General features: G+C 70.2%; 20 protein-coding genes and 1 pseudogene. 9 read left to right on the top strand and 12 right to left on the bottom strand.

From position 1 onward, the window contains the following. Positions 1-197: 197 nt before the first annotated feature. From ACODT5_RS37910 to dnaA (ACODT5_RS37885), 6 genes and pseudogenes are all read right to left on the bottom strand, one after another. Positions 198-740 (bottom strand): DciA family protein, encoded by a 543-nt coding sequence (locus tag ACODT5_RS37910; RefSeq protein WP_422523546.1) that lies wholly within the window; start codon positions 738-740, stop codon positions 198-200. Next, on the bottom strand, positions 737-1,873 hold the full coding sequence (gene recF / locus ACODT5_RS37905) for a DNA replication/repair protein RecF (RefSeq protein WP_422523545.1): 1,137 nt from the start codon (positions 1,871-1,873) through the stop codon (positions 737-739). The genes ACODT5_RS37910 and recF overlap by 4 nt, the downstream gene beginning before the upstream one ends. A gap of 140 nt (positions 1,874-2,013) precedes the next feature. Further along, positions 2,014-2,889 (bottom strand): phosphogluconate dehydrogenase (NAD(+)-dependent, decarboxylating), encoded by an 876-nt coding sequence (gnd, locus tag ACODT5_RS37900; RefSeq protein WP_243331108.1) that lies wholly within the window; start codon positions 2,887-2,889, stop codon positions 2,014-2,016. Positions 2,890-3,194: 305 nt separating this feature from the next. Then, positions 3,195-4,325: a DNA polymerase III subunit beta gene (dnaN, locus tag ACODT5_RS37895; RefSeq protein ID WP_422523544.1), complete on the bottom strand. Its 1,131-nt coding sequence runs from the start codon at positions 4,323-4,325 to the stop codon at positions 3,195-3,197. 879 nt (positions 4,326-5,204) lie between these two features. Further along, positions 5,205-6,440, bottom strand: a complete 1,236-nt coding sequence (gene dnaA, locus ACODT5_RS37890) for a chromosomal replication initiator protein DnaA (RefSeq protein WP_422525157.1) — start codon at positions 6,438-6,440, stop codon at positions 5,205-5,207. A gap of 11 nt (positions 6,441-6,451) precedes the next feature. Continuing rightward, positions 6,452-6,995: pseudogene (dnaA, locus tag ACODT5_RS37885) on the bottom strand (chromosomal replication initiator protein DnaA); the annotation flags it as partial. 360 nt (positions 6,996-7,355) lie between these two features. Here dnaA (ACODT5_RS37885) and rpmH point away from each other — a divergent pair. The 9 genes from rpmH (at position 7,356) to ACODT5_RS37840 (ending at position 13,836) form a co-directional block, all read left to right on the top strand. Continuing rightward, complete coding sequence (gene rpmH / locus ACODT5_RS37880; protein ID WP_100597229.1) at positions 7,356-7,493, top strand: 50S ribosomal protein L34; 138 nt, start codon at positions 7,356-7,358, stop codon at positions 7,491-7,493. Between the two features lie 22 nt (positions 7,494-7,515). Continuing rightward, complete coding sequence (gene rnpA, locus ACODT5_RS37875; RefSeq protein WP_267754555.1) at positions 7,516-7,890, top strand: ribonuclease P protein component; 375 nt, start codon at positions 7,516-7,518, stop codon at positions 7,888-7,890. Continuing rightward, complete coding sequence (yidD, locus tag ACODT5_RS37870; protein ID WP_076043740.1) at positions 7,887-8,168, top strand: membrane protein insertion efficiency factor YidD; 282 nt, start codon at positions 7,887-7,889, stop codon at positions 8,166-8,168. Before rnpA ends, yidD begins: the two co-directional genes overlap by 4 nt. Positions 8,169-8,171: 3 nt before the next feature. After that, positions 8,172-9,281 (top strand): membrane protein insertase YidC, encoded by a 1,110-nt coding sequence (gene yidC, locus ACODT5_RS37865; RefSeq protein ID WP_422523543.1) that lies wholly within the window; start codon positions 8,172-8,174, stop codon positions 9,279-9,281. A gap of 15 nt (positions 9,282-9,296) precedes the next feature. Continuing rightward, a complete protein-coding gene (locus ACODT5_RS37860) occupies positions 9,297-9,806 on the top strand; it encodes a Jag family protein (RefSeq protein WP_385368553.1) in 510 nt (169 codons plus the stop codon). 152 nt (positions 9,807-9,958) lie between these two features. Beyond that, positions 9,959-10,669 (top strand): 16S rRNA (guanine(527)-N(7))-methyltransferase RsmG, encoded by a 711-nt coding sequence (rsmG, locus tag ACODT5_RS37855; RefSeq protein WP_327257575.1) that lies wholly within the window; start codon positions 9,959-9,961, stop codon positions 10,667-10,669. A gap of 264 nt (positions 10,670-10,933) precedes the next feature. Beyond that, positions 10,934-12,025 carry a ParA family protein gene (locus ACODT5_RS37850; RefSeq protein WP_385368557.1) on the top strand — a complete coding sequence of 364 codons (1,092 nt, stop codon included), beginning with the start codon at positions 10,934-10,936 and terminating at the stop codon, positions 12,023-12,025. Beyond that, a complete protein-coding gene (locus tag ACODT5_RS37845) occupies positions 12,022-13,116 on the top strand; it encodes a ParB/RepB/Spo0J family partition protein (protein WP_422523542.1) in 1,095 nt (364 codons plus the stop codon). Before ACODT5_RS37850 ends, ACODT5_RS37845 begins: the two co-directional genes overlap by 4 nt. 102 nt (positions 13,117-13,218) lie before the next feature. After that, positions 13,219-13,836, top strand: coding sequence for a GNAT family N-acetyltransferase (locus ACODT5_RS37840; RefSeq protein WP_422523541.1), 618 nt, complete (start codon positions 13,219-13,221; stop codon positions 13,834-13,836). Between the two features lie 111 nt (positions 13,837-13,947). Here ACODT5_RS37840 and trxA read toward each other — a convergent pair whose 3' ends face one another. The 6 genes from trxA to murJ form a co-directional block, all read right to left on the bottom strand. After that, positions 13,948-14,286 carry a thioredoxin gene (gene trxA, locus ACODT5_RS37835; protein WP_266906852.1) on the bottom strand — a complete coding sequence of 113 codons (339 nt, stop codon included), beginning with the start codon at positions 14,284-14,286 and terminating at the stop codon, positions 13,948-13,950. Positions 14,287-14,346: 60 nt separating this feature from the next. Beyond that, positions 14,347-15,306, bottom strand: a complete 960-nt coding sequence (gene trxB / locus ACODT5_RS37830) for a thioredoxin-disulfide reductase (protein WP_422523540.1) — start codon at positions 15,304-15,306, stop codon at positions 14,347-14,349. A gap of 125 nt (positions 15,307-15,431) precedes the next feature. Beyond that, positions 15,432-16,385, bottom strand: a complete 954-nt coding sequence (locus tag ACODT5_RS37825; protein ID WP_422523539.1) for an anti-sigma factor family protein — start codon at positions 16,383-16,385, stop codon at positions 15,432-15,434. Further along, positions 16,382-17,083 (bottom strand): RNA polymerase sigma factor SigM, encoded by a 702-nt coding sequence (sigM, locus tag ACODT5_RS37820; protein WP_422523538.1) that lies wholly within the window; start codon positions 17,081-17,083, stop codon positions 16,382-16,384. The genes ACODT5_RS37825 and sigM overlap by 4 nt, the downstream gene beginning before the upstream one ends. Before the next feature lie 25 nt (positions 17,084-17,108). Next, a complete protein-coding gene (locus ACODT5_RS37815; RefSeq protein ID WP_422523537.1) occupies positions 17,109-18,830 on the bottom strand; it encodes a protein kinase family protein in 1,722 nt (573 codons plus the stop codon). Positions 18,831-18,947: 117 nt separating this feature from the next. After that, on the bottom strand, positions 18,948-21,125 hold the full coding sequence (murJ, locus tag ACODT5_RS37810) for a murein biosynthesis integral membrane protein MurJ (protein ID WP_422523536.1): 2,178 nt from the start codon (positions 21,123-21,125) through the stop codon (positions 18,948-18,950). Positions 21,126-21,160 lie beyond the last annotated feature (35 nt).

The following is a 21,160-nucleotide window of genomic DNA, read 5'->3' as shown; positions in this document are numbered from 1 at the left end:
GTGCACGCGGACGGCGGCCGTACGGGCGTACGCGCATCGGGGCGCGGATACGGGCACGGGCCGGGGCACGACAGGGACACGCACGGTCGAGCGAGCCGGTTCGACCGGCCGCGCTCGGGCGCGGGGGGCCTCGCGGAGTCAGACCCCGCAGAGGCGGATCCCGCGGAGTCGGGCCCCCCGGCACAGGGCCCGCGGGCTCACCCGTAGGTGTCGCCGGGACCCGTGCTCCCCGGGGCCCGCCAGGGGCCGTACCGCTTCGGCCCGCCGCCGGGGCCGTGCACCTTGATCAGCCGGACGGTGCCCTGCCCCAGGTCCGCGTTGAGCCGGGCCACCAGCTGCGGGGCCAGCAGTTTCAGCTGCGCCGCCCACGCCGAGGAATCGCAGCGGACCACCAGCTCGCGGTCCTCGTACCGGTCGGGCACGCAGTGCGTGGCGATGTCGTGGCCGACGATCTCCGGCCAGCGCTCCATCACGCCCGCCACCGCCATCGGCATCTCCCAGCCGCGCTCCGTGCGCAGCCGGTCCAGCGCCGCCATCAGCGGCATCGGGTCCCGGCCGTCCGCGCGGGCGCCCGAGCGCAGGCCCGGCTGGTACCGGCCCTTCTTGTTCTGCGCCGCGTTGCCCCGGGCCCGCGCCTGCTCGCGCGCCGCCGCCAGGGCCTGGCGCGCCAGGTCCACACCCGACGGCTCGGCCGCCTTGCGCTGCGGCTCCTGCGGTGGGTTCTGCTCCTTGCCGCTCACAGCCGGGTCACCTCCCCGCCGGCCACCGCGAACCGGGTCCCGACCAGCACCCCGGGCACGTCGTCGTCGACCGCCGCCGTCACCAGCACCTGCTCGCCGGGCGCCACCAGCTCCGCCAGCCGCTCCCGGCGCCGCGCGTCCAGCTCCGCGAACACGTCGTCGAGGATCAGCACCGGCTCACTGCCTTCCGCGCGCAGCAGCTCGTAGGAGGCCAGCCGCAAGGCCAGCGCGTACGACCAGGACTCGCCGTGGCTCGCGTACCCCTTGGCCGGCAGCTCCCCGAGGCGCAGCACCATGTCGTCGCGGTGCGGGCCGACCAGGGTCACCCCGCGCTCGATCTCTCCCTTGCGCACCTCCGCCAGCGCGCCGAGGAGGACCTCGTACAGCGCCTCGCGGGTGCGGGCCTCGCCGCTGTCCACCTGCTCGCCCGCGGAGGACTTGTAGGCCACGCCGAGCGGTCCGCCGCCGGGCGCGAGCTGCTCGTAGGCCTTGTCGGCCAGCGGCAGCAGGGTCGCGAGCAGGTCGAGCCGGTGGGCCATGAGCTCCGCGCCCGTGCGCGCCAGGTGCTGGTCCCACACGTCGAGGGTGGACAGGTCCATGGAGCGCCCGCCGTGCCGGCGGGCCATCGCCGCCGACTTCAGCAGGGTGTTGCGCTGCTTGAGCACCCGCTCGTAGTCCGAGCGGACGGCCGCCATGCGCGGCGAGCGGGCCGTGACGAGCTCGTCGAGGAAGCGGCGCCGCTCCCCCGGGTCACCCTTGACCAGGGCCAGGTCCTCGGGGGCGAACAGGACCGTGCGCACGATGCCCAGCACGTCCCGCGGCCTGACCTGCGAGGACCTGTTGATCCGGGCCCGGTTGGCGCGGCCCGGATTCAGCTCCAGCTCCACGAGCTGCTGGCGCTCGCCCTGGGTGACGGCGGCCCGGATGACGGCGCGCTCGGCGCCCATCCGCACGAGCGGGGCGTCCGCGGAGACGCGGTGGCTGCCGAGGGTCGCGAGGTAGCCGATCGCCTCGACGAGATTGGTCTTGCCCTGCCCGTTGGGGCCGACGAAAGCGGTGACGCCCGGGTCGAGGGGAACCTCGGCCCGGGCGTACGAGCGGAAGTCGGCCAACGAGAGATGCGAAACGTGCATGTGGCGCCGACCTCCCCCGGCTTCCTGCTGCTCTGCCGTGCTCCGCTCCACAGGCTGTGGATCTACAGGCTGTGGATCTACAGGCTGTGGATCTACAGGCTGTGCACAGGTGCACGGTGGACCTGTGGAGCGGTTGTGGATTACTTCTTCTCGACCGCGTGGCCGCCGAACTGGTTGCGCAGCGCGGCGATCATCTTCATCTGCGGGGAGTCGTCCTGGCGGGACGCGAAGCGTGCGAAGAGCGAGGCCGTGATCGCGGGCAGCGGCACGGCGTTGTCGATCGCGGCCTCGACCGTCCAGCGGCCCTCTCCGGAGTCCTGCGCGAAGCCGCGCAGCTGCTGCAGGTGCTCGTCCTCGTCCAGCGCGTTCACGGCCAGGTCCAGCAGCCAGGAACGGATGACCGTGCCCTCCTGCCAGGACCGGAACACCTCGCGGACGTCCGTGACCGAGTCGACCTTCTCCAGGAGCTCCCAGCCCTCGGCGTAGGCCTGCATCATGGCGTACTCGATGCCGTTGTGGACCATCTTCGCGAAGTGGCCGGCGCCGATCTTGCCGGCGTGCACGGCGCCGAACTCACCCTCGGGCTTGAGGGCGTCGAAGACCGGCTGGACGGCCGCGACGTGCTCCTTGTCGCCGCCGTACATCAGCGCGTAGCCGTTCTCCAGGCCCCAGACGCCGCCCGAGACTCCGCAGTCCACGAAGCCGATGCCCTTGGCGGCCAGCTCGGCGCCGTGCTTCTCGTCGTCGGTCCAGCGGGAGTTGCCGCCGTCCACGACGATGTCGCCGGGCGAGAGCAGGCCCGCGAGCTCGTCCACGGTGGACTGGGTCGCCGCGCCGGCCGGGACCATGACCCACACCACGCGGGGGGCCTGCAGGCTGTCCACAAGTTCCGACAGGCTGTGGACATCGGCGAGGTCCGGGTTGCGGTCGTATCCGATGACGGTGTGGCCGGCGCGGCGGATGCGCTCGCGCATGTTGCCGCCCATCTTGCCGAGACCGACGAGACCAAGCTCCATCAGGTGGTTCCTTAAGCGTTGTGGCCGTCTGTGCCGGGGTGCTCCCCTGCCCGGGGACATCCCCCCGTGCCGAGCCTACGCCGGGCCGCGGCGCCCGGCGCCACGGGCACTCGGGGTGTCGGCGCCGAGGCGCGCGACGGGCCGCGCACGAGGCTCCGTACGGGATCCGGGGAAGGCCCTGTGGGCCCCCACGAGGCCGCTGCAGGGACGCTACGGGGCTTCGCGGGCGGGAGGGCGGAACGCCCTCGGGCCCGGTCCGCGGGAAGCGGGGCCGGGCCCGAGGGGCTGCCGCGTCGTTTCCGGGGTCAGCCGGAGAGGCGGACCGGCATGATCAGGTACTTGTACGCCTCGTCGGCCTCGGCGTCGACCGCCGGGCGGCCGCTGAGCAGCGCCGGCTTGGTGGACGTGGTGAAGCTGAGCTGCGCGGCCGGCGAGTCGATCGCGCTCAGGCCGTCCAGCAGGAAGGTCGGGTTGAAGGCGATCGAGATGTCGTCGCCCTCCAGCTTCGCGTCGACGCGCTCCACAGCCTGTGCGTCGTCGGAGGAACCGGCCTCCAGGATCAGCACGCCCTGCTCGAAGCTGAGACGGACCGGGGTGTTGCGCTCGGCGACGAGGGCCACGCGCTTGACGGCCTCGACGAACGGGGCGGTCTCGATCACGGCGACGGAGTTGAACTCCGTCGGGAAGAGCGTGCGGTACTTCGGCAGGTCGCCCTCGAGGAGGCGGGTGGTGGTGCGCCGGCCGGCGCCCTCGAAGCCGATGAGGCCCTCGCCCTGGCCGGAGCCCGACAGCGCGATGGTGACCGTGTCGCCGCTGGTGAGCGACTTGGCGGTGTCCAGGAGGGTCTTGGCGGGCACCAGGGCCACGGCCGAGGCCTCGGGGTCCTCGGGCTTCCACAGGAACTCGCGGACCGCGAAGCGGTAGCGGTCGGTGGAGGCCAGGGTGACCTTGTCGCCCTCGATCTCGATGCGGACACCGGTCAGCACGGGCAGCGTGTCGTCGCGGCCCGCGGCGATGGCGACCTGGGCGGCGGCGGAGGCGAAGACCTCGCCGGGCACGGTGCCGGTCGCGGTGGGCATCGTCGGCAGCGCCGGGTACTCCTCCACAGGCAGCGTGTGGAGTGTGAATCGCGAGGAGCCGCAGACCACGGTCGCCCGTACACCCTCTGTGGAAATCTCCACCGGGCGGTTGGGGAGGGCGCGGCAGATGTCGGCGAGCAGCCGGCCGGAGACCAGGACGGTGCCGTCCTCCTCGACGTCCGCCTCGACGGAGACACGGGCCGAGACCTCGTAGTCGAAGCCGGAGAGGGACAGCTTGCCCTCCTCGGCCTTCAGCAGCATTCCCGCGAGAACGGGCACCGGCGGCCGGGCCGGGAGGCTACGGGCAGCCCAGGCCACCGCCTCCGCGAGTACGTCGCGCTCCACCCGGATCTTCACCGGAAACCGCCTCCTGCTGTTGCTCGCTCGTCTGCCGGCCTTCGTCGTCGGCTCGTCGATGCCTCGACCGATGCCGGGGACCAGTCTGACGTACGGCGCCGACAGTCGTCGCTGCCGGCGGTCAAGTCGGGAGCGAGGTGTCGGGGAGGGCGATCCACCGAGTTGTGCACAGGACCTGCTTGAAAACCGAAACCGGGCTAACTCTCTATGGGGGTAGTAGTAGGGCCTGTGGAAACGGTGGATAACAGTGTTTTTGCAGGTCAGCCCGCGTTTTTTATCCCCACACCCTGTGGGCGACACCGGTGGACAACCACGTGTCTCTGTGGAGAACGAAAACTTCTGCACAGGCCATCCACAGATGACCCCGACTACTCCACAGGTGCGTCCCCAGGTTTTCCCGAGTACTCCACAACCCAAACGTCGACTTCGGTGTGACCGCTTTCACTCGGGGCGGTGATGGAGGGTTCCTGGTTGCCGAACAGTGGACAACGGTGTGGGGAAGTCGTCTGATCCTGTGCACAGGACCCGGGAAGCTGTGGACCGGCGGTGGACAACGCCGTGGACAGACCTGTGGATGAATATTTCGTCCACAGCCTGTGGATAGTCGTTGTGCACAATTCCACAGGGGTCTGACCAGCCCTGATGGTGCCTCACACCTGGGCCCTGTGGACAGCCTTGTGGGTTGTGCGGTCCGTCCCCAGGGTGTGGACGGAAGAAAGTCGCCCAATCTGTGGATGAGTTGCCCCCAAGGGGGCGTATTCGAACAGGCCAGGGGCGCACGCATGAAGAAGGGCGCCCCCGAAGTAACCCGGGAGCGCCCTCTCGAAGCGTTTGAAGGGGCCTCGACGGCGCCCGTACGGCACGTACACAGAGCCGGTGTCAGCCGTTCTTGATGCGGTTGGTGAGCTCGGTCACCTGGTTGTAGATGGAGCGGCGTTCCGCCATCAGGGCGCGGATCTTGCGGTCCGCGTGCATGACGGTGGTGTGGTCGCGGCCGCCGAACTGCGCCCCGATCTTGGGCAGCGAGAGGTCCGTGAGCTCCCTGCACAGGTACATGGAGATCTGCCGGGCGGTGACCAGGACCCGGCTGCGCGAGGAGCCGCACAGGTCGTCCACGGTCAGCCCGAAGTAGTCGGCGGTGGCCGCCATGATGTCGGTGGCGGTGATCTCGGGCGAGCTGTCCTCGCCGCCCGGGATCAGGTTCTTCAGGACGTCCTCGGTCAGTCCCAGGTCGACCGGCTGCCGGTTCAGGCTCGCGAAGGCCGTGACCCGGATCAGCGCCCCCTCCAGCTCGCGGATGTTGCGCGAGATGCGGGAGGCGATGAACTCCAGCACCTCCGGCGGGGCGTTGAGCTGCTCCTGGACGGCCTTCTTGCGCAGGATCGCGATACGGGTCTCCAGCTCGGGCGGCTGGACGTCGGTGATCAGGCCCCACTCGAACCGGTTGCGGAGCCGGTCCTCCAGGGTGGCGAGCTGCTTGGGCGGCCGGTCGGAGGAGAGCACGATCTGCTTGTTGGCGTTGTGGAGCGTGTTGAAGGTGTGGAAGAACTCCTCCTGCGTCGACTCCTTGCTCGCGAGGAACTGGATGTCGTCGACGAGCAGGATGTCCATCTCGCGGTAGCGCTTGCGGAACGCGTCGCCCTTGCCGTCGCGGATCGAGTTGATGAACTCGTTGGTGAATTCCTCGGAGCTCACGTACCGCACCCGGGTGCCGGGGTAGAGGCTCCGCGCGTAGTGCCCGATGGCGTGCAGCAGGTGCGTCTTGCCGAGCCCCGACTCCCCGTAGATGAAGAGCGGGTTGTACGCCTTCGCCGGCGCCTCGGCGACGGCCACCGCGGCGGCGTGCGCGAAGCGGTTGGAGGCGCCGATGACGAAGGTGTCGAAGAGGTACTTGGGGTTCAGCCGGGCGGTCGGCTCCAGCGGGCCCGAGGTGGATCCGCCGGACGGGGCCGAGGGTGCGGGCCGGCTGGGGGCCTGCCGCGCGGGCGGCTGGTCGTACTGCTGCTGCTCGTACTGGCGGGAGGAGCGCTGCTGCTGACCCTCGTAACCCTGCTGCTCGTACTTCTGCTGTTCGTAGGAGCCCTGGTCGTAGGAGGAGGGCTCGGACTGCTGCATGTAGCCCGGCTGCGGGGAGGCGTACGGGTCGCGCTCGGGGAAACCGCCGAGGCGGGGCTGCTGCCAGCCGTAGTCGTCCTGCTGGCCGCCGCGGGGCCAGGCGCCGGGCTCGGAGCGCGGCTGCTGGTAGTCCGGGTAGGCGGGGCGGGCGCTCGGGAGTTGGTCGTCGGCGGGGCCGGTGTGGCCCATGGGACCGGTGTGCCCGCCGGGGCGCTGGCCGCCGTACGGTTCGTAGCCGTCGTGGGAGGAAGGCGAGGACGGGGCCGGGGGCGAGGGCTCGCCGGCGGAGTCGTCGACCGTGATCGCGATCCGGATGGGGCGGCCGCACTCACGGCTGAGGGCGTCGCTGATGAGCGGGGCGAGCCGGCCCTCGAGCACGCGCTTGCCGTACTCGTTGGGGACGGCAAGCAGCGCGGTGTCCGCCACCAGGGCCAGGGGCTGGCAGCGCTCGACCCACTGCTTGTCCTTGGGCTCGATGCTGTTCTGTCCCTCCCCGAGGAGCTTTTCGAGCACCCTTGGCCACACTGCGGCAAGATCGGCAGGTACGTCAGCCACAGAGCACGCTCTCTCAACAGGGGGTCCCACGAATGTGTGGTTCTTTGGGACGGTCGGGACAAAAAAACCGGGGTCAGGCAACGGTAGTCAGGCCAGCGGGTACGGTTCAAGTCGTTGTCCACAGCCTGTGCACAGTGTGGGGCACCGTCGGCTCGGTTTGACCGGATGGCGTAGCCGCGCGTACCGTAACGAGGTCGAGTTGTCGATGGCTGCTGCCGCCTGCCTACCGATGGGCGAAGATCACTGGTTGTGATCGTTTTGCGGTGCCACTCGGGCGAACACGCGAGTTTTCTCCTCGTGGGCGCACGGTGACAGCCAGGCGATGTCCCGCCTAAACGATTTATTCTCTGGAGCCCCCGAGTGAGCAAGCGCACCTTCCAGCCGAACAACCGCCGTCGTGCCAAGACCCACGGCTTCCGTCTCCGGATGCGTACCCGTGCCGGCCGCGCCATCCTCGCGAACCGTCGTGGCAAGGGCCGCGCCGAACTCTCCGCGTAACTGACGGGCGGATCGTGACGTCGTGCTGTCTCCCGAAAATCGGCTGAGGCGGCGCGAGGACTTCGCGAGCGCGGTACGTCGAGGTCGCCGGGCCGGTCGCCCGCTCCTCGTCGTCCACCTACGTACAAGCGGTGCAACGGACCCGCACGCGCCGGGGGAGATCGATCCCTCGACGCGTGCGGGTTTCGTCGTCAGCAAGGCTGTCGGCATCGCCGTCGTACGCAACCGGGTCAAGCGCCGTTTGCGCCATCTCGTCCGCGAGCGGCTGTCTCAGCTGCCCGAAGGTAGCCTGATGGTGGTACGGGCTCTGCCCGGAGCGGGTGATGCCGGTCTCGACGAGCTGGCCCGGGACCTCGATGCCGCATTGCTGCGGCTCCTGGGAGGCGTGGCTCGATGAAGTACCCGCTGCTCGCATTGATCAAGCTGTACCAGTGGACGATCAGTCCGCTGCTCGGGCCGGTGTGCCGCTACTACCCCTCGTGCTCGCACTACGGGTACACGGCCATCGACCGGCATGGTGCGGTGAAGGGGACGGCTCTGACCGCCTGGCGGATCCTGCGGTGCAATCCGTGGTCCCCGGGTGGCGTGGACCACGTCCCACCCCGGAAACGCCCGCGTTGGCACGAGCAGCTGCGCAGTGCGTTGCGTAGATCTCGCAATGCTCAAGGAGCCTGATTAGTGGACACGATTGCCAGTCTGTTCAGCTTTATTACCACGCCCGTCTCGTGGATCATCGTTCAGTTCCACAAGGTGTACGGCGCCATGTTCGGCGCGGACAGTGGTTGGGCCTGGGGCCTGTCCATCGTCTCCCTGGTGATCTTGATCCGCATCTGCCTGATCCCGCTCTTCGTGAAGCAGATCAAGGCGACGCGCGGCATGCAGGCGATCCAGCCGAAGATGAAGGCGATCCAGGAGCGCTACAAGAACGACAAGCAGCGCCAGTCCGAAGAGATGATGAAGCTGTACAAGGAGACGGGTACCAACCCGCTCTCCTCGTGCCTTCCCATCCTGGCGCAGTCCCCGTTCTTCTTCGCGCTCTACCACGTGCTTGCCTCCATCGCCAACGGCACGCCGATCGGCAAGATCGACGGCCCGCTGCTGGAGAGCGCGCGTAACGCGCACATCTTCGGAGCCCCGCTCGCGTCCAAGTTCACGGACAGCGCGGACAAGGTCGCCGCTCTGGGCGCCGACATCACCGACGTGCGGATCGTCACGGCGGTCATGATCGTGATGATGTCGCTGTCGCAGTTCTACACGCAGCGCCAGCTGATGCAGAAGAACGTCGACCTCTCGGTCAAGACGCCGTTCATGCAGCAGCAGAAGATGCTGATGTACGTCTTCCCCCTGATCTTCGCGGTCATGGGCATCAACTTCCCCGTCGGCGTCCTCGTCTACTGGCTGACCACGAACCTGTGGACCATGGGCCAGCAGATGTTCGTGATCAGCCGGAACCCCACCCCGGGCAGCATGGCCCAGGACCAGTACCTGACGCGCCTGCTGAAGCAGGTGGCTGCGCACGGTGAGCTCAAGGGCCGGGGCAAGAAGAAGATCGTCGCGGCGATCGTGGCCAAGGGCGCGGACCGCAACGACAACGAGCGCAAGTTCATCTCCGGTCTCTCCAAGCAGGGCATGGCCGCGCAGGCGGACGGCTCCGTGACGAAGAGCGTCGAGGCGACGGTCGATGCCGACGCGGCCGGCAGTGGTGGTGCCCAGAAGCGCCAGCAGCCCAAGCGGCAGTCGAAGTCTCAGCGCCAGACGCCCCCCAGCAAGCCCTCTCCCAAGAAGTAAGAAGGAGTCCCTCCCGTGACGGAAGGCACCACCACCGCCGCCGCTGAGAGTGGCGACACCCTGACCCGCCTCGAGCAGGAGGGTGAGATCGCGGCCGACTACCTTGAGGGTCTGCTGGACATCGCCGACCTGGACGGCGACATCGACATGGACGTCGAGGCGGACCGCGCCTCTGTCTCCATCGTCAGCGAATCCGCGCGCGACCTGCAGAAGCTCGTGGGCCGTGACGGCGAGGTGCTGGAGGCTCTGCAGGAGCTGACCCGTCTCGCCGTGCACCGCGAGACCGGGGACCGCAGCCGGCTGATGCTGGACATCGGCGGCTTCCGGGCGAAGAAGCGCGAGGAGCTGACGGCTCTCGGCGCCAAGGCGGCGGAGGACGTGAAGTCGTCCGGCGAGCCCCTGAAGCTTGACCCGATGACCCCCTTCGAGCGGAAGGTCGTCCACGACGCCGTGGCGGCCGCCGGTCTGCGGAGCGAGTCCGAGGGCGAGGAGCCGCAGCGCTTCGTCGTCGTGCTTCCGGCCTGACCGGAAGCTTGAGTGTCCGGCCCCGTCTGTCTCGCAGGCGGGGCCGATGTTTGTCAGCCTGGCAGTGACGACGTGGCCCGCGGCACGGCACGGCCACAACCATGCGGTACGGAAGGACGGTCCCCGTGACGGAGGCAGCTGAGCTTCCCCCGATGCCCGAAGAAGCACCCCAGGCGCCTGAAGAGGCGCGTGCGGTGTTCGGTGAGCATTTCCCGGAAGCTGTGCGGTACGCGGAGCTGCTGGCGGACGCGGGTGTCAAGCGGGGCCTGATCGGGCCGCGCGAGGTGCCGCGGCTCTGGGAGAGGCACCTGTTGAACTGCGCCGTGCTCTCGGAAGTGGTGCCCGAGGGCGTCACCGTGTGCGACGTGGGTTCGGGCGCCGGTCTCCCCGGCATTCCGCTGGCCCTGGTGCGCAGGGACCTGAAGATCACGCTGCTGGAGCCGCTGCTGCGCCGCACGAACTTCCTCCAGGAAGTCGTGGAGCTCCTGGGGCTCGACCACGTGACGGTCGTGCGCGGGCGGGCCGAGGAAGTCCTCGGCAAGCTCCAGCCGGTGCACGTGGTGACGGCGCGCGCGGTGGCACCGCTGGACCGGCTCGCTGGATGGGGTGTGCCCCTGCTGCGCCCGTACGGCGAGATGCTGGCGCTGAAGGGCGACACCGCCGAGGAGGAGCTGGTGGCGGCGAAGGCCGCGCTGACCAAGCTCGGTGTGGTGAAGACCTCGGTGCTCCACGTCGGCGAGGGGATCGTGGACCCGCTCTCCACCGTGGTGCGGGTCGAGGTCGGGGAAAGCCCCGGCGGGGTGCGGTTCGCGGCGAAGCGGGCCAAGGCCGCCCGGGTGAGCCGTACGCGCCGGCGCCGCTGAGCCCCTGCCGGGCAGTGTTCGCAGCCGTATCGCAGGGGTGTTGAGCCCTATAGGTATGGATTTCGGAGTGTCGTAGCGGCCGGATGACTCCGTCCGGGCATCGTGTTTCACGTGAAACGTCGCTCTCTGCTGCACGGAATCATCAGCCGCGGTCGTGCGGCTACGTCCCCCCGTCTCCGCAAGGGTGAAGGGGGGACGGAGTTGTCCACATCGGTGGATTCATCCACAGGAGTACGGGCCCCGCTGGTTCGCAACCCCGGTGACATGGCAGGCTCTGTTCATCGCGAGCCTGATGCCGAGGAGAGTGACACCGTGCGGTCAGACGCCAACCTTGCGGGGCCGATGGCCGATCCGGTCCCCGGTCCCCGCTCTGAATTCCCGGGCGACGATGTTTCACGTGAAACATCGGCCCCGCCCCTGGTGGACAACGAAGACACGCCCATCGGCCGTGCCGCCCAGATCGCGGTGGAGGCCCTCGGACGTGCGGGCGAGGGCCTGCCGAGGCCCCCGAAGACCCGGATCATGGTGGTGGCCAACCAGAAGGGCGGCGTGGGCAAGACCACGTCGACCGTGAACCTGGCCGCATCCCTGGCCCTGCACGGCGCCCGCGTCCTGGTGGTCGACCTCGACCCGCAGGGCAACGCCTCGACGGCGCTGGGCATCGACCACCACGCGGACGTGCCGTCCATCTACGACGTGCTCGTGGACAGCCGTCCGCTGATGGAGGTCGTCCAGCCGGTGGCCGACGTGGAGGGGCTCTTCTGCGCGCCGGCCACGATCGACCTGGCGGGTGCGGAGATCGAGCTGGTGTCCCTCGTGGCACGGGAGAGCCGTCTCCAGCGAGCCATCCAGGCGTACGAGCAGCCGCTCGACTACATCCTGATCGACTGCCCGCCCTCGCTGGGCCTGCTGACGGTGAACGCCCTGGTCGCGGGCGCGGAAGTGCTGATCCCGATCCAGTGCGAGTACTACGCGCTGGAGGGCCTCGGCCAGCTGCTGCGCAACGTGGACCTGGTGCGGGCGCACCTGAACCCGACGCTGCACGTGTCGACGATCCTGCTGACGATGTACGACGGCAGGACCCGGCTGGCCTCGCAGGTGGCGGAGGAGGTGCGCACCCACTTCGGCAAGGAGGTGCTGCGCACGAGCATTCCGCGGTCGGTGCGCATCTCCGAGGCTCCGAGCTACGGGCAGACGGTGCTGACGTACGACCCGGGTTCCAGCGGTTCCCTCTCCTACCTGGAGGCGGCGCGGGAGATCGCGCTGCGCGGGGCCGGATTCCAGTACGACCCCCAGCACCCCCATCAGGGTGCGGGCATGAACAACACGCACAGCATGGCGGAGGGGATCCAGTGAGTGAGCGACGTAGGGGTCTGGGGCGGGGGCTCGGCGCGCTGATTCCCGCCGCTCCCCAGGAGAAGGTGCCGCCGGTGATCGGCGCCGGGTCGATGTCCCCGTCGGCGGTGCCGGTGCTGCCTTCGGAGCGGGGTGTCGCGGCGGCGAAGCTGGCTTCGCTGGCGCAGGCCGATGTTTCACGTGAAACATCATCGGTGGCCTCGTCCGTGAGCGAGCCGGAGCCGGTCGCCGCTCCGGTGGCCGGTGAGGTGGCGGGGGCGACGTTCGCAGAGCTCCTGATGGACTCGATCACGCCGAATCCGCGGCAGCCGCGCGAGGTGTTCGACGAGGACGCGCTGGCCGAGCTGGTCACCTCCATTCAGGAGGTGGGTCTGCTCCAGCCGGTGGTGGTGCGCCAGTCCGGCCCGGACCGCTATGAGCTGATCATGGGTGAGCGGCGCTGGCGGGCGTGCCGGGAGGCCGGCCTGGACCGGATTCCGGCGATCATCCGGGCCACGGACGACGAGAAGCTGCTGCTGGACGCGCTCCTGGAGAACCTGCACCGGGCGCAGCTGAACCCCCTGGAGGAGGCGGCCGCGTACGACCAGCTGCTCCAGGACTTCAACTGCACGCACGACCAGCTGGCGGACCGGATCGGGCGTTCCCGTCCGCAGGTCTCGAACACGCTGCGCCTGCTGAAGCTCTCCCCGCCCGTGCAGCGGCGGGTGGCGGCGGGTGTGCTGTCCGCGGGGCACGCGCGGGCACTGCTGTCGGTGGACAACTCCGAGGAGCAGGACCGGCTGGCGCACCGGATCGTGGCCGAGGGCCTCTCGGTGCGTGCGGTCGAGGAGATCGTGGCGCTGATGGGGTCGGAGTCGCCGAGTGCGGTGAAGCCGAAGGGTCCGCGGGCGGGTGCCCGGGTCGCTCCGGCGCTCAACGAGCTGGCGACGCGGTTGTCGGACCGGTTCGAGACGCGGGTGAAGGTGGATCTCGGCCAGAAGAAGGGCAAGATCACCGTCGAGTTCGCGTCGATGGAGGACCTGGAGCGGATTCTGGGGACTCTGGCGCCGGGCGAGGGCCGGGTGCTGGACCAGGGCGCCGGCGGGGAGTAACCCACAGCCTGGGGGCGGGTCGTGCCGGTGTGAGCCGGTGCGGCCCGCCCCCTTTGCCTTGTCGCGGTTTCGGGTGATTCGCGCTGTGGATACCATGCGGTCATGGGTCGTCGGCTGGTACCGCTCACGCTGGACAACCTCCAAGACCTGCCCCGGCGTTGTCGGTCCTGTGTCTTCTGGGAGCTGGACCCCGTCAGTGGCGAGGCCGCCGTGAAGGCGGGGAACGCCGCTGAGGAGAAGGAGGCGTGGATCTCCGCCGTCCTCCTGGAGTGGGGCTCGTGCGGCCGGGTGGTCTACGTGGACGAGGTACCCGTGGGATTCGTCCTGTACGCGCCGCCGGCGTACGTGCCGCGCGCGACGGCGTTCCCGACCAGCCCGGTGTCCCCGGACGCGGTACAGCTCATCACCTCGTGGATCATGCCGGGGTACCAGGGCCAGGGGCTGGGGCGGGTGATGGTCCAGACGGTGGCGAAGGACTTGCTGCGCAGGGGGTTCCGGGCGATCGAGGCGTTCGGCGATGCCCGTTGGGACGGCCCGGCCTGTCTGCTGCCGGCGGACCACCTGCTGGCGGTGGGCTTCAAGACGGTACGTCCGCATCCGACGCGTCCCCGGCTGCGGCTGGAGCTGCGCTCCACGCTGTCGTGGAAGGAAGACGTGGAGCTGGCTCTGGACCGGCTGCTGGGCGCGGCCCGGAAGGAACCGGCGCTGCGTCCGCTGTGAGACGGGGGCAGCCGGCCTGGGTCCCGTCCGTCCTGGCATGCGAACGGGGCCGCCCCTGGCAGGGGGCGGCCCCGTGTCACGCGATCGCGTCCGGCCCGGGACGCGGGTGCGTCAGGCCTTGATGGTGACGAAGCCGTCGAGGTCGCGCAGGATGGCGGCCTTCGGCTTGGCGCCGACGATCGTCTTGACGACCTCGCCGCCCTGGTAGACGTTCAGCGTCGGGATGGACATGACGCCGTACTTGGCCGCCGTTTCCGGGTTCTCGTCGATGTTGAGCTTGACGATCTCGATCTCGTCGCCGTACTCGGAGGCGATGGCCTCGAGGGACGGAGCGATCTGGCGGCACGGACCGCACCAGGCGGCCCAGAAGTCCACCAGGACGGGCTTGTCGCTCTTGAGGACGTCGTCATCGAAGCTTGCGTCGGTGACGGTCTTGAGGGTGCCGGCCACAGCGGCCTCCTTCTTTTCCTGCGGGGAGTGGGGTGTGGGGTGTGGTGCTGTCTGAGGGTGTCAGACCGCCGCGTGCGCCTTCTCGGCGTCCGCGAGGGCGGCGAGGAAGCGCTCGGCGTCGAGGGCCGCGGAGCAACCCGTGCCCGCGGCGGTGATGGCCTGACGGTAGGTGTGGTCGACCACGTCGCCCGCGCCGAACACGCCGGTGAGGCTGGTGCGGGTGGAGGGGGCGTCGACCTTGAGGTAGCCGTCCGCGTCGAGCTCGAGCTGGTCCTTGAACAGCTCGGTGCGCGGGTCGTGGCCGACGGCGATGAAGAGGCCGGTCACGGGCAGTTCGGAGGTCTCGCCGGTCTTGGTGTTGCGCAGGGTGAGGCCGGTGAGCTTCTGTTCGCCGTGGATCTCCGCGACCTCGCTGTCCCAGGCGAACTTGATCTTCGGGTCGGCGAAGGCCCGGTCCTGCATGGCCTTGGAGGCGCGCAGGGAGTCGCGGCGGTGGACGATCGTGACGGACTTGGCGAACCGGGAGAGGAAGGTGGCTTCCTCGATCGCGGTGTCACCGCCGCCGATCACAGCGATGTCGTGCTCCTTGAAGAAGAACCCGTCGCAGGTCGCGCACCAGGAGACGCCGCGACCGGAGAGGGCGTCCTCGTTGGGCAGACCGAGCTTGCGGTGCTGGGAACCGGTGGTCACGATCACGGCCTTGGCGCGGTGCACGGTGCCGGCGGTGTCGGTGACGGTCTTGATCTCACCGGTGAGGTCCACGGCGACGACGTCGTCCGGAATCAGCTCGGCGCCGAAGCGCTCGGCCTGGCCACGCATGTTGTCCATGAGGTCCGGCCCCATGATGCCGTCCTGGAAGCCGGGGAAGTTCTCGACCTCGGTGGTGTTCATCAGCGCGCCACCGGCGGTGACGGCACCTTCGAAGACCAGGGGCTTGAGCGAAGCGCGTGCGGTGTACAGGGCGGCGGTGTAACCGGCCGGCCCGGAGCCGATGATGATCACGTTTCGTACGTCGCTCACGGGTTGATTCCTCGTCTCTGCGGACTGCCTGCTGCCTACCGGGGGGCCGGTGTGGACTCTCACCCCACCCAACGGATCCTACGGCGCCTGCATTCCCGAGATTTCCCCCCTTGGCCTCCGGCTGCTCAGCCCCTCGGGTAGGTACGGGTGAGCAAGGGCTTTCCAGGGGAGGCCGAGGGGTCCGTGACGCAGGCGGAGCCGACGAGATAGGCGTCCACGACGGCGGGGTCGCCGGGGTGGGGCAGGACGATGAGGAAGACGTCCTTGCCCTCGTAGGTGCCTGACTCGAAGCCCAGGGGGGCCTCGGTGCGGCCGGTGGCTTCCTGTACGCAGGCGGGTGCCCGGGGCACCCGGCCATCGGCCGGGGCGAGGCTGGGTTCGGCCGGAGGGCTGTTCTCCACTCCCAAGGTCTTGTTCCCGTCCCCCGCAGTCTTGTCCCCCGGGCTGCCGGAGGCGAGGAGGTCGCGCACCGTGCCGGGGAGCCCCTGGGCGGTGTACTCGGGAGCGCCGGAGCTGGACTGGGCGGCGGATGCGTCGCTCCGCGTGGACAGGCCGGACATGGCACGGTCGCCGGACATCAGGCCGAACACCATCACGCCGGCGGCGCACGCCGCGAGGAGGCCGCCCGCGAGAGCGATCCGGCGGCGTGCGCGACGCCGGCCGGGGCCGGTTGGGCCGGTCGGGTGACCGGAGGGCCGCAGGGCGCCGGGACCACCGAGCGGTCCGGTGGATGTTTCACGTGAAACATCGGGACCGGGGACCTCCGGGGCCGCCTGGTCCGGGTGGCCGGTCCAGGGCTCCTCGTGCCGGGTGGTGGCGTCGAGGAGGGCTTCGGCGGCGAGGGCCGCGTCGATCCGGCCGGAGATGTCGACGGGCATCCGGGCCGGCCCGGGCAGGGTGCCGAGCAGGGCCCGGATCTCCTCCAGGGAGGCGCGGACGTCGGCGCACAGGGGGCAGTCGCCGAGATGGCTGCGGACCTCCGCGGTGCGGGACGGGGAGAGGAGGCCTTCCGCCAGCTCGGAGATCTCCGAGACGTCGGGGTGCCCGATCGTGCCGGTCGCGCCGGGTGTGGAGTTCACGCTCGTCCACCTCCGCCCTTCACTGCGTTGGGATCCGGGGCCGGGTCCCCGCGGTCTGCCGTCGGTGGGACGGTTGTCCCCGGTGTCCGGTTCCTTCCCCGCTCCGTGTCGGTGTTATCCCCGGTATGCGTGCGCAGATGAGTGAGGAGTGGGACGAGTTTCGCCCTGCCGCGCGCGCAGCGGCTCTTCACGGTGCCGACGGGGACGTCGAGGATGTGGGCGGCCTCGGCGACGGGGTAGCCCTGCATGTCGACGAGGACCAGAGCGGCCCGCTGATCGGCCGGGAGGGTGCCCAGGGCCGCCAGTAGCTGCCGGTGGAGGTCCTGGCGCTCCGCGGGCGCCTCGGCGGACTCGTGGGGCTCCAGAAGGCGCTCCAGGCGGTCCGTGTCGTCGAGCGGGGACGTCCTGCGGGAGGCGGCCTTGCGGGCCCGGTCCAGACAGGCGTTCACGGTGATGCGGTGGAGCCAGGTCGTGACGGCGGACTCGCCGCGGAAGGTGTGCGCGGCCCGGTAAGCGGATACGAGGGCGTCCTGCACCGCGTCGGCGGCTTCCTCCCGGTCGCCGAGCGTGCGCAGAGCCACGGCCCACAGCCGGTCGCGGTGCCGGCGTACGAGCTCGCCGAAGGCGTCCGGATCTCCGGCGGCGTGCAGCGCCAGAAGTTCCTGGTCGCTGCGGCCGCCGGGTGTGGCTTCGTTCAACGCCGGCCCCCTCCCCTGCTGTCCTTCAGCCCGTGAACTTCACATCCGTGATGGCTTGCTTGTACCCCGCTCCGCTGTACGTGTCGGTGCCCGCCTGCGGCATCGCCGTGATCCAGACGACGACGTAGCGCGTGGTGACCGGTGCGTCCGTGGTCGCCTTGAGCGTGCTGTCCGACGTGCTGCCGGTCGCGATCTTCTTCATGGAGCCGACCGGGGTCGACGAGGACGTGGAGTTGGCCGCGTAGAGCGTGACGGTCGTGTGGTTGCCGGCGTACCTCAACGCTATCGAAGCGCCGTTGACCGCCTGCTCGGAGCCGAGGTCGTAGACGATGCCGACGCCGGCCTTGAAGCCCGGATCCATCTCGGGGCCGTCGCGGTAGCTCTTGGTGCGCCAGTAGGTTCTGGCGTCGCCGTCGAAGGTGTTCCCCACGTTGGCGGCGTCCTGGGCCACGCCGTCGGGGTAGTACTCGTGGGCGCCCTTGATGGAGAGGACCGTGGGCTCTTTCTTCTCCGGGGTGCCGTCGGCCTTCTCGTGCGTGGTCTGGCTGCCGCTGGTGCCCTGGTTGTTCCGGTTGAGCAGGGTGTCGGCGAGCTGCCAGCTGCCCAGTCCGAGGGCGGCGATCAGCAGGGCCGCGACGCCCCACTTGAGGACGCGGCCGGTACGGCTCTGCAGGGGTGGCGGCGGAGGCACGACGGTGACCTGCGCGGTGGGCATGCCGGGGCCCTGGGGCCTGCCGTAGCTGCCCTGTTGGTACGTGGTGTGCTGGTACTCCGGAGGGGCCGTGAAGGTGGGCTCCGGCGGCCGGATGCGGGGCATCGCGGCCACGGCCTTGGAGAGCTCCTCCGGGGTGGTGCAGGCGGGTTCCTGCCGCGAGGCGGTGGCCCCGTCGTTGGCGAGGGCGCGCATGGCCAGCTCGCCCAGACCCCGGTGCACACCCGCGCGGACCTGGTCGGGGGCGATCAGGCCGACGCCCTTGGGCAGACCGGTCAGGCCGTAGGCGTCGTTCTCGTACGGCCAGCGCTGGGTCAGCGAGGCGTACAGGAGCGCGCCGATGGCCTCGGTGTCCGAGCGCTGCGGGGTCTCGCTGGTGATGCCGCGCAGGGCGGCGTTCACGGCGAGGCCGCGGATGCGGTACTGGCCCGTGGAGGTGCGCAGTATCGCGCTGGGGGTCAGCCGCAGGTGTGCCAGGCCCTCGCGGTGCGCGGCGGCCATGGCCTGGGAGACCTGGCTGACGAGCTGGTAGGCCTCGTGGGGCTCCATGGGGCCCGCTGCGAGGACCGCGGTGAGCTCCGTGGCGTCAGGGAGCCACTCGTGGACGACGTAGACGAGGTCGTTCTCCTCCACGGCGTCGAGGACCTGGACGAACCGGGGGTCGCCGAGCAGGGCCGAGGAGCGGGCGGCGGCCAGGACGGCGCGGGCCCGAGCGTGGTCGGCGGGCAGCAGGTGGACGCCCACGGCCCGGCGCAGCTTCTCGTCCATCGCACGCCAGCTGCTGAATCCGTCCAGACGGGTGACGCACTCTTCGAGCCGGTAGCGTCTGGCCAGCTTGTGGCCGCTGTGCAGCTCGGGAGCGGCAGCGGGTGCCGGGTTCCTGCGATCGCCGTCCTTCTCGGGCATGGTTCCGTCCGCGGCTTGTCCGTTCTCGGTGTCCACCCCGTCGGCCGTGGCCTGGGCCGTCTCCGCGGCCAGCGGCTCGTCGCCGCCGTTGTCGGCCACGTCGACGGCAGCCGTGCTACGTTCCGCCACCGTCGTCCCCGCCTCCCCATCCGTTGCGCGCTGTCGGCCAGTCTGCGAAGCCAAGCCAATTGTGCCCACAGTCCACCGATCTGCACGACACGCCAGGGAGCAGGATGGTTGTACGCATCAGCGTCCCAGGCGTCCGCGGACCATCCCGACCATGGCGTTGAGTTCTTCGATGCGCATCCGCTTGGCCGCGACGAGGAACACCGCCGCCAGGGCGATGCCGCCGGCCACCAGGGCGGTGAAGGAACCGAGTGCCCCGCTGCCGATGAAGTGCAGGACGGCGTAGGCGACTGCGCCGGCCACGACCGCGGCCGGGACGCAGGCGCCGATGAGCCGGGTGTAAGTGCGCATCACGTGCGCCCCGTCGAGGTCGCCGCCCAGGCGGGTGCGCAGTCGGCGCCAGGCGACACCGACGCCCACGGCGTAGCCGAGGCCGTAGGCGGCGGCCATGCCGACGACGGCCCAGCGGGCGGGGAGTACGAAGAAGGCGACGGCTGACATGCCCGCGTTGACGGCGGCCACGATGACCGTGTTGTAGAAGGGCGTCCGGGTGTCCTCGTAGGCGTAGAAGCCGCGCAGGACCACGTACTGGACGGAGTACGGGATCAGTCCGAGGCCGAAGGCCATCAGGATGAAACCGATGTTCTGGGCGCTCTCCGCGCCGGAACCGGCGTAGAGCAGGCCGGCCATCGGGACGCCCAGGGCGAGGAACGCGAAGGCGCAGGGCACGATCGCGACGGCGGAGGTGCGCAGTCCGTAGGAGATGTCGTCACGGACGGCGGCTGCGTCGCCGTCGTGGGCGGACCGGGAGATGCGCGGCAGGACGGCGGTCATGACGGACACGGTGATGATGGCCTGCGGCATCTGCCAGAGCAGCAGGGCGTAGTTGTAGCCGGTGATGCCGGTACCGCCGTGGCCCTGCTTGTCGGCCAGCTCGCCCGCCCAGGTGGCGAACTGGGTGACGACGATGAGGCCGAGCTGGTTGGCGAGGACGAAGAAGAACGTCCACTTGGCCAGGCCGGCGGCCTTGCCGAGGCCGTGGCCCTTCCAGTCGAACCGCAGGCGCGGCTTGAAGCCGGCGTCGCGCAGGTAGGGAAGCATCGCCAGGGACTGGACGACGAGGCCGAGCAGGGTGCCCAGGCCCAGCAGTCGGACGCCCTCGGGGGTGATGCCGGCCTCGGTGACGCCCGTGGTGGTGAAGCCGCCGAAGGCCCAGATGAAAGCGCCGAAGGTGGCGATGACGACGATGTTGTTGAGGACCGGGGTCCACATCATCGCGCCGAACCGGCCGCGGGCGTTGAGGATCTGACCGAGGACCACGTGCACACCCATGAAGAACATGGTGGGCAGGCAGTAGTGGGCGAAGGCGACGGCGACGTCCAGCCGCTGCGGGTCGTCGGCGATCGTCTGCGACATCATGCCGATGAACAGCGGGGCCGCGAGCACGCAGACCACGGTGACGGCGCCCAGCAGGACCATGACGAGGGTCAGCAGCCGGTTGGCGTAGGCCTCTCCCCCGTCCTCGTCGTTCTTCATCGCGCGCACCAACTGCGGGATGAAGACGGCGTTGAGGGCGCCGCCGCCGACCAGGACGTAGATCATCGTCGGCAGGGTGTTGGCGACCTGGTAGCTGTCGTTGAGGGTGGCGACGCCGATCGCTCCGGCGATCACCAGGGTCCGCATGAAACCGGTGATGCGGGAGACGATGGTGCCGGCGGCCATCAGGGCACTGGACTTGAGCAGACTCGAGGCGCGTCCGGCGGGCTTGCTCGGTGCCGGGGCGGCCACGGGCGCGTCCTCGGCGGGGGTGCGGGGCGCCGCGTCCTGGTCCCGGTAGAGGTGGGCGAAGGCATCGGGACGGGGGTCCTGGTCGGCGGCCTTGGTCACGAGGGAGTCCACGCCCACGAACTGCGTGGTCGTGGCGTGATCGCCGTAGGGCAAGTGCCGTGACGGGCCGTCCGGCTCGGGCGGCGGGGTCTGGGCCCATACCCGGGGGTCCGGGGCGTACGCGGGAGCCTGCGGGGCCGCGTAGAGCGGACCGGGCTCCTGGAAGGTGCCGGGCGGTGGCGGCGGGTGTGAGGCCCGGTCGTACAGGACCTCTGCCACCGGGTCTTGGGCGGACAGGTCCTGCGCCCGGTAGGGGTCGTAGGCGTAGGCGTCCTGGACATAGGGGTCGTGGTCCGGCGCTGGTGCGGGCGCGGGAACCTGTCCCGGCACCGGGGCGCCGGGGGCAGTGCCCTGGGAGGGCGCGGGCCCGCCAGTGCCGTGCGCACGGTCACCTTCGTACGGCGCGTTCATCGAAACCCCACCTCATCGTCCCCAGGCCGACCGGC

This window comes from Streptomyces tatrensis, from assembly GCF_049310065.1.
Taxonomy (GTDB): domain Bacteria; phylum Actinomycetota; class Actinomycetes; order Streptomycetales; family Streptomycetaceae; genus Streptomyces.
Note: the sequence above shows the minus strand (reverse complement) of the source record. Positions and strands in the feature narration are given on the sequence as shown.